The 16,022-nt window shown below is 63.3% G+C and carries 14 protein-coding genes; 5 read left to right on the top strand and 9 right to left on the bottom strand.

Annotated features, from left to right (window positions below):
• Positions 1-177: 177 nt before the first annotated feature.
• The gene (locus tag OQE56_RS19820; protein ID WP_267226776.1) at positions 178-1,506 is read left to right on the top strand and encodes an OprD family porin; all 1,329 of its coding nucleotides are present in this window, start codon (positions 178-180) and stop codon (positions 1,504-1,506) included.
• 51 nt (positions 1,507-1,557) lie between these two features.
• Here OQE56_RS19820 and OQE56_RS19825 read toward each other — a convergent pair whose 3' ends face one another.
• The 3 genes from OQE56_RS19825 to OQE56_RS19835 form a co-directional block, all read right to left on the bottom strand.
• On the bottom strand, positions 1,558-2,352 hold the full coding sequence (locus tag OQE56_RS19825; protein WP_267226777.1) for a TOBE domain-containing protein: 795 nt from the start codon (positions 2,350-2,352) through the stop codon (positions 1,558-1,560).
• A gap of 62 nt (positions 2,353-2,414) precedes the next feature.
• Positions 2,415-3,263, bottom strand: a complete 849-nt coding sequence (locus tag OQE56_RS19830; protein ID WP_267226779.1) for an alpha/beta hydrolase — start codon at positions 3,261-3,263, stop codon at positions 2,415-2,417.
• Positions 3,264-3,364: 101 nt separating this feature from the next.
• Positions 3,365-4,195, bottom strand: a complete 831-nt coding sequence (locus tag OQE56_RS19835) for a ParB N-terminal domain-containing protein (RefSeq protein ID WP_267226781.1) — start codon at positions 4,193-4,195, stop codon at positions 3,365-3,367.
• 160 nt (positions 4,196-4,355) lie between these two features.
• Between OQE56_RS19835 and OQE56_RS19840 the strand changes: the two genes are divergently transcribed.
• A complete protein-coding gene (locus OQE56_RS19840; RefSeq protein WP_267226782.1) occupies positions 4,356-5,291 on the top strand; it encodes a peptidylprolyl isomerase in 936 nt (311 codons plus the stop codon).
• A 53-nt stretch (positions 5,292-5,344) separates the two neighbouring features.
• Here OQE56_RS19840 and OQE56_RS19845 read toward each other — a convergent pair whose 3' ends face one another.
• Entirely contained in the window at positions 5,345-6,115 is a 771-nt protein-coding gene (locus OQE56_RS19845; RefSeq protein WP_267226784.1) for a DUF4349 domain-containing protein, read from the bottom strand.
• A 167-nt stretch (positions 6,116-6,282) separates the two neighbouring features.
• On the opposite strand from OQE56_RS19845, the gene OQE56_RS19850 reads away from it, so the two are divergent.
• Both OQE56_RS19850 and OQE56_RS19855 read left to right on the top strand, forming a co-directional pair.
• Positions 6,283-8,442: an AsmA family protein gene (locus OQE56_RS19850; RefSeq protein ID WP_267226785.1), complete on the top strand. Its 2,160-nt coding sequence runs from the start codon at positions 6,283-6,285 to the stop codon at positions 8,440-8,442.
• 52 nt (positions 8,443-8,494) lie between these two features.
• Complete coding sequence (locus OQE56_RS19855; protein WP_267226787.1) at positions 8,495-9,424, top strand: DMT family transporter; 930 nt, start codon at positions 8,495-8,497, stop codon at positions 9,422-9,424.
• A 6-nt stretch (positions 9,425-9,430) separates the two neighbouring features.
• Here the strand turns inward: OQE56_RS19855 and OQE56_RS19860 are convergent, their stop codons facing one another.
• On the bottom strand, positions 9,431-10,330 hold the full coding sequence (locus OQE56_RS19860; RefSeq protein WP_267226789.1) for a LysR family transcriptional regulator: 900 nt from the start codon (positions 10,328-10,330) through the stop codon (positions 9,431-9,433).
• A gap of 168 nt (positions 10,331-10,498) precedes the next feature.
• On the opposite strand from OQE56_RS19860, the gene OQE56_RS19865 reads away from it, so the two are divergent.
• Positions 10,499-11,140, top strand: a complete 642-nt coding sequence (locus tag OQE56_RS19865; RefSeq protein WP_267226791.1) for an NAD(P)-dependent oxidoreductase — start codon at positions 10,499-10,501, stop codon at positions 11,138-11,140.
• 73 nt (positions 11,141-11,213) lie between these two features.
• On the opposite strand, the gene OQE56_RS19870 is transcribed toward OQE56_RS19865, so the two are convergent.
• The 4 genes from OQE56_RS19870 to OQE56_RS19885 all read right to left on the bottom strand — a co-directional run bounded on the left by OQE56_RS19870 (position 11,214) and on the right by OQE56_RS19885 (position 14,996).
• Entirely contained in the window at positions 11,214-11,837 is a 624-nt protein-coding gene (locus tag OQE56_RS19870; protein ID WP_267226792.1) for a c-type cytochrome, read from the bottom strand.
• Positions 11,838-11,848: 11 nt separating this feature from the next.
• A complete protein-coding gene (locus OQE56_RS19875; RefSeq protein ID WP_267226794.1) occupies positions 11,849-12,844 on the bottom strand; it encodes a copper resistance protein B in 996 nt (331 codons plus the stop codon).
• Positions 12,841-14,553 carry a copper resistance system multicopper oxidase gene (locus OQE56_RS19880; protein WP_267226796.1) on the bottom strand — a complete coding sequence of 571 codons (1,713 nt, stop codon included), beginning with the start codon at positions 14,551-14,553 and terminating at the stop codon, positions 12,841-12,843. The genes OQE56_RS19875 and OQE56_RS19880 overlap by 4 nt, the downstream gene beginning before the upstream one ends.
• An 80-nt stretch (positions 14,554-14,633) precedes the next feature.
• A complete protein-coding gene (locus OQE56_RS19885; RefSeq protein WP_267226797.1) occupies positions 14,634-14,996 on the bottom strand; it encodes a hypothetical protein in 363 nt (120 codons plus the stop codon).
• Positions 14,997-16,022: the final 1,026 nt, after the last annotated feature.

A 16,022-nucleotide genomic window follows, 5' to 3' on the forward strand; every position in this document is an offset into this window, starting at 1 on the left:
ACCGGGCCGCGACAAGATCCTGCCGCTATCGCTATATAGTCTGATATATAGCGATTACACGTCGGGGATGGCGGGAGCAGGCCAACCCTCGGAGCCGTGATTTCCAGGTGCAGCGCGCAATAGGTGATCGTTGCGTGGCTACGCGCCTGCCCTCCGTCACTTCGCCAGAGGTTGGCCATGCAGAAGAAACGTCTTGCTGTTGCCGTAAGCGTGATGTTGGCTGCGCTGATACCCGTTGCCCATGCAGATAGCACCGGTCTCGACGATATATTCACCAACGGCCACGTCGACGGCGAGTTGCGCGCGTATTACTTCAGCCGTCTGTACGACACCGACAAAACGCCGGACGCCCGAGCCTTTTCGCTGGCGGCGCTGATCAATGCACAGACGGGCACGTTTCTCGGTGGCTTCAGCGTGGGCGGTTCGTTCGCCACCGCCAATTCGCTTGGCACGCAATCCGATGAGGTGGCCAAGATCGACGTGTCGTTGATGGGTCCGCATCAGTCGATCGGCGCCTTCAGCCAGGCGTACCTGCAGTTCAGCAAACCGTGGTTGCAGTTGCGCGGCGGCTATCAGTACCTCAATACGCCATGGATGGGTAACAACGACTCGCGCGTCATCCCCTCCTCGTACAACGCCATCAGCGCCATCGTCACGCCATTGACGGGCTGGAACCTCATTGGCATCCGCACGTATAGCTGGAAAAGCCGCACGTCCAATGGCATGTACGAAGACAACCTGTACTACCCATCCACGTACGACGGCGACCAGATGTACGGCAACAATGGCTCGCTGCCCGCCACAGCGCCGCGTGCTCGCGGCACCTGGGCCGGAGGTACGACCTATACCAATGAGTCCTTCAAGGGACAGCTGTGGTACTACGATTTTCTGGATTTCGCGCGCATGGGTTATGCCGACGGCACCTATACGCTGAAAACCAGCACGCCGTTGAACCCCTTTGTTTCGGCGCAGTACCTCAAGGAAGACAGCGGCGACGGCAATATTCTGGTCGACACGCATACCAAGTTGTTCGGCGTCGCCGGCCACCGCGTACGCAGCGAGGCCTGGGGCGTCGACCTCGGTACCTCCATTTTCGACGGCAAGATTGATGTCGCCTACAACAAGCTCAATCACCAATCTGGAGCTGTCGGTGATGGCGCGCTGATCTCGCCCTACACCACCAACTACGCCACCGATCCACTGTTCACCACGTCCATGATTCGCGGTCTGGTCGAAACGGGCCCGGGGCACGCGTGGAAGGCGCGCGCGTCGTACAACTTCTTCAACAAGAAGCTGCAACTGGTGGCGGCCTATGCGAAGTACACCACCGATCTGCGCGGAAGCAGCCACGACCTCTACTTCGACATCATCTACAGCCTGGATCAATACCTGAAAGGCCTGACGATACGAGATCGCTGGGAGCGTTCCGCCGGCGGCATTGCCAACCTCAACCCTGGCAATGAGTCGTTTACCTATAACCGCCTGATGATCACCTACAAGTTCTGACCATCGTTGATACACCCCGGCTCGCCGCTGGGCGAGCCGGGTGCATCGCGATTAGTCGACCGTCGCAAGAATGATGCTCGATGCCTTGACGATGGCGACGACCTCAAGGCCTTCGGCAAGCTGCAATGCGTCAGCGCTCGCCTCGGTCACGATGGCCACGATGACATTGCCATTCGGCAACTGAATCGCGACTTCGGTGTTCACCGCACCGTGGGTCATCTTCGAAATGGTGCCGGCCAGCTGGTTGCGCGCCGACAGACGCAGGGCGTCGCCAGGCAACCCTATGAGCACCGACGACGCCTTGATCAGCGCGAATGCTTGCTTGCCCGGCACCAGCCCCAGACTCTTCGTGCTGTCGCTGGTAACGGTGGCCACGATGCGTTGCCCGCCCTGGATCGCCAGTTCCACGACGTCATTGACCGCACCGCTTTCCACCATCACCACGGTGCCGGCCAACTGATTGCGCGCGCTGGTTCTCATCATGAATCGCCTCACTAGTTCGATGTCGTCGTGCGTTGCCGGCTCCATCGAGCTCAGCAGAGTCACCAGGCGCTGCTGCTCCGTCTCGATGGTGCGAAACATCTCGATCAACCGCCGCGCCCGCGGCGTCAGCTGCGCACCACCGCCGCTGCGGCCGCCAACGGCCCGCAACACCAGCGGCTCGTGGGCGAGATTATTCATCGCGTCCACCGCATCCCAGGCGCCCTTGTAGCTCATATTGACAGCCCGCGCGGCGGCGGCGATAGAACCCAGTTCGCCGATTTTCGCCAGCAGCGCTATCCGGTCTCGCCCGCCCAGGGGGCTTTCGCCAGCGTACAGGGAGAGGATGCCCTTGAACTCAAACATGCGAATGTCCCGCCGACCGGTGCCGTCGGCGGACGATGTTCCCACAGATCGCCATGGAATCCCTATGGCGCGTGCGGAGCAGGTGGTTTTCCGGCCATCCCTTGCACTTGTAACCAGTTATAGAAGTCGTCCATCCAGTGATCGCTGCTGGTGCCTTGCTTGCGCATGCCAAAGCCGTGACCACCCGCGCTGTAGATATGCGCCTCTGGCTTGTAGCGCGCCGCTTTCAACGCGGCATAGAACTTCACTACTGCATCCGCGGCGACAGGATCGTCTTGTGCCCACGCCATGAAGACCGGAGGAAGCCTGGCGGGGATCGCTGGCATCACGCCGAACGGGCTGCCATAGATCAGCGCGGCAACGTTGGGGCGTGCGGCGGCGTCCGGTTGAAGCAGCGCCCCGCTCGTCACCATGGCCCCCGCAGAAAAGCCGAGCATGCCGATCTTGTCGGGCGAAACGCCCCACTCGGCCGCGTGCTGACGAACGATTTTGATGGCCTGTATGCCGTCGGCGATGCCGTACTTGCCGGCCTCATCCATATCCAGATCGGGAATGCCTTCCTGGCGCTTCTCCACGGTACGGTACTTGAGTACAAACGCGGCAATGCCCCGACTCTGCAGCCAGCGCGCGACCTCATTGCCTTCGTGATCGATGGCGAGCGCAACGAACGCGCCACCAGGAGCAATGATGATGCCGGTGCCGGTCGCTTTGCCGGGTTCAGGCAAATAAGCCGTCAAGGTCGGCGTCACCACATTGATGATCACCGTTCCGATCGGCGTGCCCTGCTCCACCTTTTCTTTCTGCGTCCACTGCTCTGAACCCGGGGCTTTGCCGGGCCAGAGCGTCACGGTCTGCGGGTATCCGCACAGCGGAACGAGCAGGATCAAAGCGACCATCAGCATTCGCCACATAGCGGCTCCCTCCTTCGCTGCTGCTTGGTGCCCTACGCGCCATCAACGCAGCGTGAAGCGGATTCGCGGCGAGGGCCTGTCCACCATCGCTTTCACCTGCATCAATCTTCAGGCTTTTGCCAGCGGGCCAGCTGCTGCTTGAGGGCTTCGTTCTCTGCCGTCAGCTCGGCCACTTCCGCGGTCAGCTGCGCGACGCGCTTGCGCAAGGTCGGCAGATCGTCCTCGTTGGCCGGATCCTGCTCCTTGGGTGGTTTACGCCGCGACTCACGCACGCGCTTGGCCGCCTGCTTCAGCTCGTCGCCGCCGGCGACTGCCGCGGCCCGCTGCTCTTCCTCCGGCAGGCTTGCCACAGCCGCCGCCGCATTGATCGACAGTGCGCCAGACTTCACCGCAGCGACCACTTCCGGCGCCGCCTGCTTATGGATCTTCTCGATCATCACGACCTGGCTGTTGCTCAGGCGGGCTTCGCGCGCCAACGCCTGGCGACTGGGCAACGGCTCGGACCGCGGCTTGGCGGCTGGCGCATCAGCAACGGGCTCGGTCGCCTCGGGCGCTGCTTCTTCCTCAGGCGGGGCAGGTACTGGCTCGACCACATCCCGACTCTGGCGGCGAGCCGACAGAATCTCGCGCTTGCGCAAGGCCAGCACACCGCGTTGAAAGTCAGACACGCTGCGGCGGCCCAGATGCTGCTCGATCATCCACAGGTGGACGTCCTCCATGGACTGGAAGCGCGTGTTCTGCACGGTTTGATACGGCAAATCGTGCTTCTGGCAGATGCCATAGCGATTGTGGCCGTCGACCAGGATGTTGCCCCACAGCACCAGCGCATCGCGGCAGCCTTCGGCGAGCAGGCTGCGTTCCAGCGCCTCATGCTCGTCCGGGGTCAGGGGGTCGATATAGGCCTTGAGTTCTTCGTTGACGACAATGTCCATGGCTACGGCTGGCAAACGGCAAGGGGGCGGCATTGTAGAGAACCCCTTGCGCCATTTCGCGACTTGCAATGAGCGGCCCAACGTGCGCATGACGCTCGGCAGGGGCGCGGCCTGTCGTCGGCTCTGCTACCTTGCAGGCTGTTCACCCTGGGGAGAGTCCATGCTGCTGCGCCGCTGCCTTGTCGTTGCACTCGCCGTCACCTTGTCCGCTTCTGCGGCAGCCGACGAAGCGAAGCCAGCCCATACGCCATCGCCCAAAGAACTTCTCGCCAAATCGCAGCCACGGGAGTGGCGTACGCCCGATCCAAAGGACCTATTGGTGATGGAGCTGCCGCAGGGGCGCGTGCTGATCGAACTGGCGCCGGACTTCACGCCGCTGCACGTCGCCAACATCCGCACCATGGCGCATGAGCACTATTACGATGGGCTCGTCATCGAACGCGTGCACGACAACTTCGTCACCCAGTGGGGCGATGCGGCCAACGAGGACGAGAGCCATGCCAGCAAGCTCAAACCACTGGGTTCCGCCAAGGACAGGCTGCCACCGGAATACACGCGCCCGTACGATGCCAAACTGCCCTTCACCATTTTGAAAGATGGCGATTTCTACGCGCCAGAAGTCGGTTTCTCCGAGGGCTTCCCGGCCGCGCGCGACAAGGCCAACCAGCAGGAATGGTTGACCCATTGCTACGGCATGGTTGGCGTAGGCCGCGACATCGATCCCGAGACCGGTAGTGGCAGCGAGCTGTATGCCGTGATCGGCCAGGCACCGCGCGCACTCGACCGCAACATCGCACTGGTGGGCCGCGTGCTTCAAGGCATGGAATTCCTGTCCGGCCTGCCGCGCGGCACGGGCCCGCTGGGTTTCTACGAGAAACCCGAACAGCGCATCGCCATCCGCTCCGTTCGCCTGGCGGCCGACCTGCCCGCGAGCCAGCGCCCGAACGTCGAAGTGTTGCGCACCGACAGCGTTACCTTCACGGCCCTGGTCGATGCCAAGCGCAACCGCCTCGACGATTTTTACCGCATCCCGGCGGGCAAGGTCGACGTATGCAGCGTGAGCATTCCCGTGCGCGACGCCAAGCCATCCCGCTAAAGGGGCCGACGTTGCCGACGTTCGGGCGGCAACGTCGCTGATGCTCAGGGTAGTCAGCTTGCCTCGCGCGCTCGCGATTTGCGCGTCACCTTGCGCCAGACCCAACGCCACACCAGCGCCAGCAGGAAGACCAGCGGCAGGAAAGGAATGGCATAGGCCAGCATCGACAGGGCGTCGCGAACACCGTCGTACAGCTGATCGGTCCATTCGCCGAGCGACATGCCGAAGCGGTGACCACGCGTTTCATCGCTGAAGTCCATCTGCAGCAGGTTGGTGTCGATACGACGTTGCTGTTGGGCCGCGGTGTTCTGAAGATTCTCGCGCTCCATCTGTATCTGGGCGCGCTCGTGACTCAACGCGATGAGATCGCTCGCCGAGAGATCCTTGCGCTGAGCGAGCTGCTCGACTTGTGCGGCATGGGTCTCCAGCTGCTTCAGCTTTTGCGCGTTGTCGTTGACCGCATCGGCGAGATCTTCCGCGCGAGTCTGCCGCCAGGCCAGCTTGCCGTTCTGGCTCGCCAACGCGCTGAGCGGCTCGACGCCCGAAGGCACCATGCGCACGGTCAGCGTTCCGTTGTGCTCGCTCTGCTCGATGCGCAAGACGTTGCAGGCGCCAAAGCGCGCCGACTCGCAGGCGTCGCGCACGGCGGCCATGCGTGGTGCGATCTCGCCATTGCGCAGCTCAATGCGCAGGTGATGCTCATAGGCCAGCTTGGCGCCCGCCTTCGGCGTTTCGCCGGCGACAGGCAAAGGCCCTGTTTCCTGCTTCTTCGAACAACCGGCAGCTATCAGCGCACAGGCTGCAATCAGAATCCAGCGCGTCATTCCAGGCATGCTCTCCCCTCGGTTTCCCTGATGAACGATAAATTCGCCATTCCATCGCTGCATGCGCATGCACTGGGTGAATGCTGCCTTAGCCCTAGACCCCAAGACGACGCACTCTTCACCCCGTCGGTCGGCAGGATGCTCGTGTCTCCATGAGGGAGCGAAACATGCGGCGACCCTGGAAGATAGTGGCATGGATCATCGGCGTCTGCCTGACGCTGATCGTGGTACTGCTGATCGTCATCGCCACCTTCGACTGGAACCGCCTCAAGCCCACCATCAACGCCCGCGTCAGCGAAACGATCGGGCGGTCGTTCGCCATCAACGGCGACCTGAGCGTGCACTGGCAACGCGAACGCCGCGCCAGTGGCGTGGAAGGCTGGGTGCCATGGCCGGAGTTCGTGGCGAAGGACATCCGCATCGGCAATCCGGACTGGGCCAGCCAGCCACTGTTCGCGCAACTGGAAGCGTTGCGCTTCCGCATATCGCCCCTACCCTTGATCGCGCATCGCGTGGAAATTCCGGTGCTATATCTCACGCAGCCTACGATTGACCTGGAACGCAACAAACAAGGCCAGGCAAACTGGGATTTCACATTGCCTGGCGGTGGCTCGCCTTCCGCCTGGCAGCTTGATCTGCGCGCCATCGGCTTCGACCGCGGCCACGTGGCGCTCACCGATGCCGTCAGCAAGAGCGCACTGCAGGTTACGGTGGAATTGCTGCAGCATGCGATTCCCTACAGTGACATCGTCGCCCAGCAATCCGCCGATGCACGCGGACAGGCCGGCCGCACCGTGGGTGCCGCGGGCAAGAGCGAACTGGCCAGTAATGCCGGTAAGGACGGCAACGAGCCTGGTCACACCGACGCGACCTACCAGTTCGCCTGGCAGGCGCTTGGCAAGTATCAGGGCACGTCCGTCGACGGAGACGGCAAGACCGGCGGCGTGCTGGCCTTGCAGCAGACAGACCAGCCGTTTCCGTTGCAGGCGGACCTGCACGTGGGCGACTCGCACATCGCCATGGTGGGCACGCTCACCGATCCGTTGCACCTCGCCTCACTCGACATCCGCCTGTGGTTTTCCGGCAGCAGCATGGCGAAGCTGTATCCGCTCATCGGCGTCACCCTGCCCGATACCCCGCCCTATGCGACGGAGGGCCATCTGAAGGCGAACCTCAAGCGTGGTGCCAGCCACTTTTCGTACGACCATTTCCGCGGACGCGTGGGCGGTAGCGACCTGGCGGGCGATCTCGCGTTCGATTCAGGTGGAGCGCGCCCGAAGCTGACCGGCAAGATGACCACGCAACTGCTGCGGTTCTCGGACCTCGCGCCGCTGATCGGCGCCGACTCCAACGCGCAGAAAGAACAACGTGGCGATGCCACACTCCAGCCTGCCGACAAGGTCTTGCCGATCGAGCCCTTCCGTACCGACCGCTGGCGTGCGATGGATGCGGACGTCACCTACAGCGCCGGCAGGATCGTGCGCGAAGCGGCCCTGCCCATCAATGGACTGTCGACGCACGTCATCATGGACAACGGCGTGCTCACGCTCGATCCGCTCGACTTCGACCTTGCCGGCGGCCAAGTTGCCAGCCAGTTGCACCTTGACGGCAGCACCACGCCGATGAAGGGCGCCATCCGGCTCAAGGCTCGCCATCTCAAGCTCAAGGAACTGTTTCCCACCTTCGAGCCGATGCGCACCAGCTTTGGCGAAATCAACGGCGATGCCGCGCTGGATGCGCGCGGCAATTCCGTAAGCGAGCTGATGGGCACCTCCGGCGGCGAACTGAAGCTGTTGATGAACGACGGCGCGATCAGCAAGACGCTACTGGAGACGGCCGGCCTCAACGTGGCGAACGTGGTGATCGGCAAGCTGTTTGGCGACAAGACTGTGAAGATCAACTGCGCTGCCTCGGACCTGGCAGCGATGAATGGCCTTTACCAAACGCGACTGTTCGTGTTCGACACCGAGGACGCCACCATTCGCGTGAACGGCGACGTCAACTTCGCCAACGAGACGCTCAACCTTGATGTACGCCCAGCATCCAAGGGCCTTCGCGTACTGTCGCTGCGCTCGCCGCTCTACGTGAAAGGCACACTCAAGAGCCCGGACGTCGGCGTGCAGGCCGGGCCGCTGATCCTGCGGAGCGGCGGTGCTCTGGTGCTGGGCGCATTTGCCGCGCCGGTCGCGGCGCTGCTACCGCTGGTCGCAGCCAGCAAGGGTGCGCCAGACAATACATGCGCCACGGTGCTGGAGCAGATGCGAGGTTCGTCCAAGGCGACGCCGGCGCCGGTTCCCGCAAAGACGAAGGCCATTCCCACGCGCTGACACGGTGTGGCGACGCTAGAATGTCGGGCCATTCATCCCACGACGTTCGAGCATGCAATCGGTAACCAAAGCCCGCTGGCAGATCCATTTCTGCGTTCTGCTATGGGGTTTCACCGCCATCTTGGGCAAGCTGATCACCCTGCCCGCCCTGCCACTGGTGTGGTGGCGCATGTTGCTGGTGTCGGCGGCCCTGTTACTCATGCCCAAGGTGTGGCGCGGATTGAAGGCCATGTCCGCCCGGTTGCGCTGGGCTTATGCGGGTATCGGCGTGCTGGTGTCGCTGCACTGGCTGACGTTTTACGCCGCGATCAAGCTGGCCAACGCCTCGGTGGCGGCGACCTGCATCGCGCTCGGCCCGGTTTTCCTGTCATTGGTGGAACCATGGATCGCCCGGCGCAAGTTTGATCCGCGCGAATTGCTGATCGGCGTCGCCGTGGTACCCGGCGTGGCCATGGTGGTGGGCGGCGTACCGGTGGATATGCGTGTGGGCATTGCCGTGGGGGCGGTCTCGGCGTTGCTGGTGGCGCTGTTTGGCGCCTTCAACAAACGCATGGTGGAGCATGGCGACCCGCTTACGGTCACCTGCCTGGAACTGGGCACGGGCGCGTTGTTCCTGACCCTGCTTGCGCCGCTGCTGCCGCACGCCGGCCCCGCCTTTGTGCTGCCCAGCGCTCACGACGCCGCGCTGCTGGTGGTGCTGTCGTTCGGTTGCACGCTGCTGCCGTTTGCGCTCGCGCTGGTGGCGCTTCGCCATATGAGTGCGTTCGGCACGCAGATGGTGACCAATCTGGAACCGGTCTACGCCATCGTGCTCGCCATCCTGCTGCTAGGCGAACAGCGCCAGCTGGATGGATGGTTCTACGCGGGCGTTGCGGTGATTCTGGCCGCCGTCTTTATCCATCCGCTGCTCAACCGCCAGCAGAACACGCCGACGCAACCCGAACTGCTGGGCACGGCGGAAAGCCATAACGTGGTGGAGTAAGCGCGACTACGCCGGCTCCGCCAGTGTGGCGCGCAGATGGTCAATGAACGCCCGCACTTTGGCGGGCGGCTGGCGCCCCGGGTAGACGGCGTAAATGCCGCAAACTGGCAAGCTGTATTGCGCCAGCAGCACGGTCAGCCGCCCTTCGCGAATATCGTCGGTCACCAGATAATCCGGTAGCACACTCACCCCTGCGCCATGGCGCACCAGCGCATGGGCCGCTGCCACGTTGTTGGCTTGCGCCACCTGTTGCATACGCACCGTGCGGCGAGAGCCATCAGGCGCCGTGAAGGTCCAACGCAGCGGCGTAGACAGCAAGGTCAGCGCGATCCAGTGGTGCCCGGGCAGATCGGTCAGGGTTCGCGGCTGCCCATGTTGCGCAAGGTACGCCGGCGAGGCCACCAGCAATTGGCGAAAACTGCTCAGGCGTGCCGAGCGTAGATTGGAATCACGCAGCCAGCCCATGCGAATGGCGAGATCGAAGCGCTCGGCGATCAGATCGCTCATGTGGTCCGTAAGCACCAGATCCACCTGCAACTGCGGATTGGCACGCATGAAATCCGCAAGCACCGGCGCCACAACAGCGGTGCCGTAATCCCCTGTCGCGGTGAGGCGCAGCGTGCCACTGGGCTTTTCCTGACTGCGGCCCACCTGCTCGATGGCCGCCTCCGCCTCGGCGAGAATGCCGACGCAGGCCGCATGAAACGTGGTGCCTGCCTCGGTGAGCGTCATGCGGCGGGTACTGCGCGAGACCAGGGTGACGCCCAGTTCGCTTTCCAGTTTTGCCAGATGCTGGCTCACCATCGCCTTGGTCATGCCCAGCGTTTCGGCAGCGGCCGTGAATGACCCCGCCCGCACCAGCGCAACGAAGACGGCCAGCCGGTTGAGATTGACGTCAGTTGCCATGGTTCACTCCACTGTCAATCCAAACTTTACAGTGAATTCCCGTTTGATGCGTTTATCTGCATCGACGGGTAGCGCATGCTTATCGCAAGACCCCACTACTGGCAGCGCTTCCACGCCTCGCGCGGCACCGTGCGCCAGCCCCATCTTCCCCGCTGGAGAGCAACATTCATGAAGATCGCCCTGTTCGGCGCCACTGGCCATGTTGGCCACGCCATCCTCGACGAAGCACTGGCCCGTGGTTACGAAGTCACGGCTGTCGTGCGTGACCCTGCCCGTCTGACGACGACCAACCCTCAGCTGAAGGTGGTTACCGGCGACGTAGCCAAGCCGGACACCTGGCTGGACGCCGTGCGCGGCGCCGATGCCGTGGTTGCCAGCCTTTCCGCCCGCCGCGACGGCACGCCCGACGCCATTCCGAATAACGCAGTGACTCTGCTGGACAACGTGTCCCGCGCCGGCGTGAAGCGTTTGGTGTGGGTCGGCGGCGCCGGCTCGCTGGAAACCGCACCGGGCGTGCGCGTGATCGATGATCCGCACTTCCCGGATGCCTGGAAGCCGGAGGCCACCGGACAGGCCAAAGCACTGGAGGCCTTCCGCCATGGCAAGGCCGATCTGGATTGGACGTATATCAGTCCGGCCGCTTTGCTCGAGGACGGCCCGCGCACCGGCAAGTACCGCGTGGGTGGCGACCAGTTGCTGATCGACGCTAACGGCAAGAGCCGCATCACGGTGCCTGACTATGCCGTTGCCTTGCTCGATCGTGTCGAGAAGAACGATGCGAAGCGCCAGCGCATCACCGTTGCCTACTGATGACGACAACGGGCGGCCCCTGGCCGCCCGTTTCATGGCTTAGCTCATGACGAGGGGCGCATCGCAGGGTGAGCTAGTGCGCGTCGTGCCCTGACGTGTCGTGATCGTGGTCCGCATGATCGTGATCATGCGCATCCTGATCGTCAGCCGCGCCAGCCTCGTGATGATGCTCATGCCCACCACCGTGGCCATTGTCGCCCGCCGAGCCGGCCATCTCTTCAAACTGCGCTTCGTCCAGCTTCGGCAACTGACGCACGAACGCCACCATGTCCCAGATCGCGCCATCATCATGACTGCGTCCCCAGGCAGGCATGGCCGTGAGCTTCACGCCGTGCTTGATGATCCAGAACGCCTCAGCAGGATCGTGCACGCCGTGCCTGGGCAGATCCGGCGGCTGCGGATACAGACCCTGGCGCAGCTCCGTGGTACGCATACCCGGCGTGAGATGACACGCCGAACACATGGCCGCGTAATGCTCCGCGCCGCGCCGTATCCGCTGCGGATCATCAAGATCAGGGACGGTGATGCCTCCAGCCCTGCTTTCAATGGAACGATCCCGCAACACGTCGATGGCACGTTCGGTAAGTTTCCAATGGGGCTTATCCGCAGCGATATCGTAGGTGCCCGACCAGACAAACGCTGCCGCTGCCAGTAGCAGGACCAACAGGCTCGACAGCGCGATCACGATGAACTTCATGTGGAATCTCCTCAGAACCAAAGTCGCACACCAGCAACCCACGTCGTCTCAAGTGCATGCACTTCGGGTGCATCCGGAACGTCGCCGTGGCTCCCCCAACGCCGCGTCCAGTTCACCCCAATATAGGGCGCAAACTTGCGGCTGAACTCGTAACGCAATTGCAACCCCGCCTCAAGCTCCGACAACCCCGAAGCAATGGCGCGCTGCAGGTCGTCCTTGCCATAGAAGTTGAGCTCCAGCTTTGGCGTGAGAATCAGCCGCTGCGTAAAGAGCATGTCGTAGCTGCTCTCCAGCCGCAGTGCCGTACGCCCTTGCTCGCCCACATAGAACGTCGCCTGCGTCTCGAACCAGTACGGCGCCAGCCCCTGCACGCCCATGGCTGCCCACTGGCGCTTCGGGCCCTGTCCAAAATCCTGGCGCGCGCCAAGTTGCCAATCCCAGAAGCTGGTCCACGCGTGGCTCCACAGCACATCCACGCGTCCATCCTGCGTGCCTGTGCTGCCGCGCTCGCCCTCGGTCTTCAGCCACAGGCGGTTGATCGGTGTGCCCCACCACCCTTCGGCCTCCCAGCTCGTAGCGTAGTCACCCGAGGTGCTGCGGCTGCGTTCCAGACGATCAACCAGCACCATGCCCGTGGGCGCGGCGTCGTCCATCTGCATCAGCTCGGTCATTTGCGATGGCGTCATGTCATGCACGACGTATTGCGGTGGCGGTGGCGCTACGTGATTGTTGGGAGGTAGCGCCTGCGTACTCATGGAGGACATGTCGTGGCCCGCATGATCCATCGACATATGGTTATGGGTGATGCTGTCCTGCGCAGATGGCTGAGTGGCCGCATCGCCGGCGTGCGTGTCCTCATGCTTTGCGTGATCGGCCGGGTTCGCATGATCGTCGTGCGAGTGCGGCATCGACATGCCCGGCATGTCCCGCATATCCATGCTCTGCGCCCATGCCGGTGAAGCCACGGCAAGCGCCAGCGCAACAGCGAAACGCATTTGGCTGTTCATGCCACCACCACTTCACGGAACATGCCCGCTTCCATGTGGAACAGCAGATGGCAGTGATAAGCCCAGCGTCCCGGCGCATCCGCGCTCACCCGGTAACTGATGCGCTGCGCCGGCTGCACCACAACGGTGTGCTTGCGCGCCTGGAAATGGCCTTCCGGCGACTCCAGCTCGCTCCACATGCCGTGCAGGTGAATCGGGTGGGTCATCATGGTGTCGTTCACCAGTGTCACCCGCACGTGCTCGCCGTGGCGTAGCCGCAATGGCTCAGCCTGCGAGGCACGCTTGGCGTCGAACGACCATAGGTAACGCTCCATATTGCCGGTGAGACGCAGCGTGATTTCCCGGTCCACCCGCGGCGAAATCGGCGCATCGACGGCGTGCAGATCGGCGTACGTCAGTACGCGGCGGCCATTGTCGCGCAGCCCCACACCCGGGTCATCGAGTTTGTTGCGTGGCGTCGTCACACGCATATCCACTTCAGGGCCGGTTTTCAGGTCTGGTGCGGCGTGTGCGTGCTCCATGGGTATGCCGGGCATGTCGTGGCCCATGCCATGCGACATCCCGCCATGATCCATGGCCCCCATCATGTCGCCCATGCTGAGCAGCGGACGCGGATCGAGCGGCGGCACCTCTGATGACATGCCGGTACGTGGTGCGAGGGTCGCTCGCGCATAGCCCGTCCGATCCATGCTCTGCGCAAAGATGGTCCAGGCGCGATCGGCTGACGGCTCCACGATCACGTCATAGGTTTCCGCCGTACCAATACGGAACTCGTCGACCGTCACCGGCTCGATGGCTTGTCCATCAGCGGCAACCACGGTCATCTTCAGACCGGGTATGCGCACATCGAAGAACGTCATTGCTGCGCCGTTGATAAAGCGCAGCCGCACCTTGTCACCCGCGCTGAACAGCCCCGTCCAGTTACCCACCGGTGTCTGGCCGTTGACGAGATAGGTGTAGGTGGCAGCGGAAACGTCGGCCAGATCGGTGGGATTCATCCGCATCTGATTCCACATCTGCCGGTCAGCGAGCGCCTTGGAAATGCCATCGCGCCCGGCATCACGCAGAAAATCGCCCACCGTTCGCTGACCGTAGTTGTAGTAGTCGCTCTGCTTTTTCAGGTTGGTGTAGATGGTTTCCGGATCGGCGTCGGTCCAGTCGTTCAACAGCACCACGTAATCGCGATCCACCGTGTGGCGCTCGCCATCGCGCGGCTCGATCACGATAGGGCCATAGAGACCGGTCTGCTCCTGAAACCGCGAGTGGCTGTGATACCAGTATGTACCCGACTGGTTCACGGTAAAGCGATAGACGTACTCGCCGCCTGGCGGAATGCCATCGAAACTCAGGCCAGGCACACCATCCATATCCGCCGGCAACACGATGCCGTGCCAGTGGATGGAACTGGGCACACTCAGCCGGTTGCGCACGCGCAACGTCACCGTATCGCCCTGCCGCCAACGCAACAGGGGCGCGGGCAACTGCCCATTCACCACCGTGGCGATGCGCTTGCGCCCGGTGAAATCCACCGGCAGCTCGCCGATCTCCAACTCGAAATGGTCACCACGCAACTCGGCACGTGGCGCCGCCATCTGTGCGAACGCGTTGCCACGCCAAAGTCCCAGCCCGGCCGCCACGCCGCCAAGCGCCAGTCCCTGCACGAAACGCCGACGCGGCAGCTGAAAGCCGCGCGGTTCTTGCTTGCTCATGGTCTTGCTCCGTCAGTCGTACCCGCATTGCGGGTGCGTTACATCGGCCGGTCCACCGGCCCCTTGCATCGAACGGAGAATCAGGCGAGCGGTGGCCGCAATGGCGGCTCGTAGACCGGGTGTGGCGCTACCTCACGGTGAGCCTGCCAGGCTGAGTTGCCGGGCTGCGCGTGCAGCACATGCCCGATCATCGAAGGCGGCACGGTAGCTGCTGCATGGGCGCAGCATCCATCGGCGGTCATCGAGGTGGCATGCGCGTGGTCGTGCGGATGCGTTGTATTGCCACCGTGATGCGTCGACATGCTCATCGGCGAGGCCGTGGTGTTGGGGCAGCAGTCGTCGGGCTGCGCCCACGCCATGCTCGACAACGCCAACCATGCGCACAGGGCCAGCGCGAACAGCGCGTGGCAGTGGCGTAGTTGGCGGAGGAGGTGGCGGATCATTTCGGGAGCATAACCAGCGTGTGCGCGGGGCTACAACTCTGGAGTTGGGTTCATCGGGAGTGCCTGAGCAACAGGGAGATGTGACGCGCGCTTAGCTCCCTCTCCCCTCCGGGGAGAGGGCTGGGGTGAGGGGTGGGTGCTCGCGGTAGCGTTTCTATCTGGCGTTTTTGTGCTTTGCCCTTTTGTGGCTACTCCGCAACCGTGCTCGCCTGCGGCGGGCTTCCGACGATCTGCCGATCGCCGGGTCACTTCTCTTTGCTTGCCCAAAGAGAAGTAACCAAGAGAAAAGGCACCCCGCTTGGCGCTTGCCGGGCTGTTAGCCCGGCAAGTCCGTGAGGGTCGGCCGGGCTTTTCGACAGGGCTTCCTGCCCTGACGAAAAGGGATCGGCATCCATGCCGATCCCCCTGCGGGCCTGATCGTCCAACCCTCACCGCCGCACAGGGGCCCCTCAGATCAAGAGCACACGGCTCGTGCAGCTTCGCTGCACATCGCATCGCCTTGCATCACTCGGCTTTGTCTGTGGGAACGCACCCTGTGCGCGACAAGCCGACGAAGCGGCAACGACGTGACGCTGCGGTCGCGCACAAGTGCGCTCCTACAGGGAAACCATGGGCATGAAGAAATCACGAGCTCTGCTCCTGGCGCGCGCCGCTCTGGCTCTGGCTCTGGCTCTGGCTCTGGCTCTGGCTCTGGCTCTGGCTCTGGCTCTGGCTCTGGCTCTGGCTCTGGCTCTGGCTCTGGCTCTGGCTCTGGCTCTGGCTTCCGCTCTTGACCTCCGGGCCCCTATGGCGCGGCGGGCGGGTGGAGGAATAGCCCGCAGGGTGGCCGGCATGGATGCCGGCCAGTTTTTCGACAGGACAGGGATGTCCTGTCGAAAAACCCCGTAACCCGCCCGCGAACCTTCCGGGCTATCAGCCCGGAAGGCGCGCCATCGGGGTGGCCTTTCTCTTGGTTACTTCTCTTTGGCCACGCAAAGAGAAGTGACCCGCTGTCCGGCAGGACAGCGGAAGCCCGCCGCAGGCGAG

The sequence above is a fragment of the Dyella silvae genome (genome assembly GCF_026421305.1).
GTDB lineage: Bacteria > Pseudomonadota > Gammaproteobacteria > Xanthomonadales > Rhodanobacteraceae > Dyella > Dyella silvae.

Bases quoted from the DNA above. Each gene is read 5' to 3' on its own strand.
- OQE56_RS19850 (WP_267226785.1), top strand. From the start codon at position 6,283: ATGCGGCGACCCTGGAAGATAGTGGCATGGATCATCGGCGTCTGCCTG.
- OQE56_RS19865 (WP_267226791.1), top strand. From the start codon at position 10,499: ATGAAGATCGCCCTGTTCGGCGCCACTGGCCATGTTGGCCACGCCATC.
- OQE56_RS19880 (WP_267226796.1), bottom strand. From the start codon at position 14,553: ATGAGCAAGCAAGAACCGCGCGGCTTTCAGCTGCCGCGTCGGCGTTTC.
- OQE56_RS19820 (WP_267226776.1), top strand. From the start codon at position 178: ATGCAGAAGAAACGTCTTGCTGTTGCCGTAAGCGTGATGTTGGCTGCG.
- OQE56_RS19845 (WP_267226784.1), bottom strand. From the start codon at position 6,115: ATGACGCGCTGGATTCTGATTGCAGCCTGTGCGCTGATAGCTGCCGGT.
- OQE56_RS19840 (WP_267226782.1), top strand. From the start codon at position 4,356: ATGCTGCTGCGCCGCTGCCTTGTCGTTGCACTCGCCGTCACCTTGTCC.
- OQE56_RS19860 (WP_267226789.1), bottom strand. From the start codon at position 10,330: ATGGCAACTGACGTCAATCTCAACCGGCTGGCCGTCTTCGTTGCGCTG.
- OQE56_RS19855 (WP_267226787.1), top strand. From the start codon at position 8,495: ATGCAATCGGTAACCAAAGCCCGCTGGCAGATCCATTTCTGCGTTCTG.
- OQE56_RS19885 (WP_267226797.1), bottom strand. From the start codon at position 14,996: ATGATCCGCCACCTCCTCCGCCAACTACGCCACTGCCACGCGCTGTTC.
- OQE56_RS19875 (WP_267226794.1), bottom strand. From the start codon at position 12,844: ATGAACAGCCAAATGCGTTTCGCTGTTGCGCTGGCGCTTGCCGTGGCT.
- OQE56_RS19835 (WP_267226781.1), bottom strand. From the start codon at position 4,195: ATGGACATTGTCGTCAACGAAGAACTCAAGGCCTATATCGACCCCCTG.
- OQE56_RS19830 (WP_267226779.1), bottom strand. From the start codon at position 3,263: ATGTGGCGAATGCTGATGGTCGCTTTGATCCTGCTCGTTCCGCTGTGC.
- OQE56_RS19825 (WP_267226777.1), bottom strand. From the start codon at position 2,352: ATGTTTGAGTTCAAGGGCATCCTCTCCCTGTACGCTGGCGAAAGCCCC.
- OQE56_RS19870 (WP_267226792.1), bottom strand. From the start codon at position 11,837: ATGAAGTTCATCGTGATCGCGCTGTCGAGCCTGTTGGTCCTGCTACTG.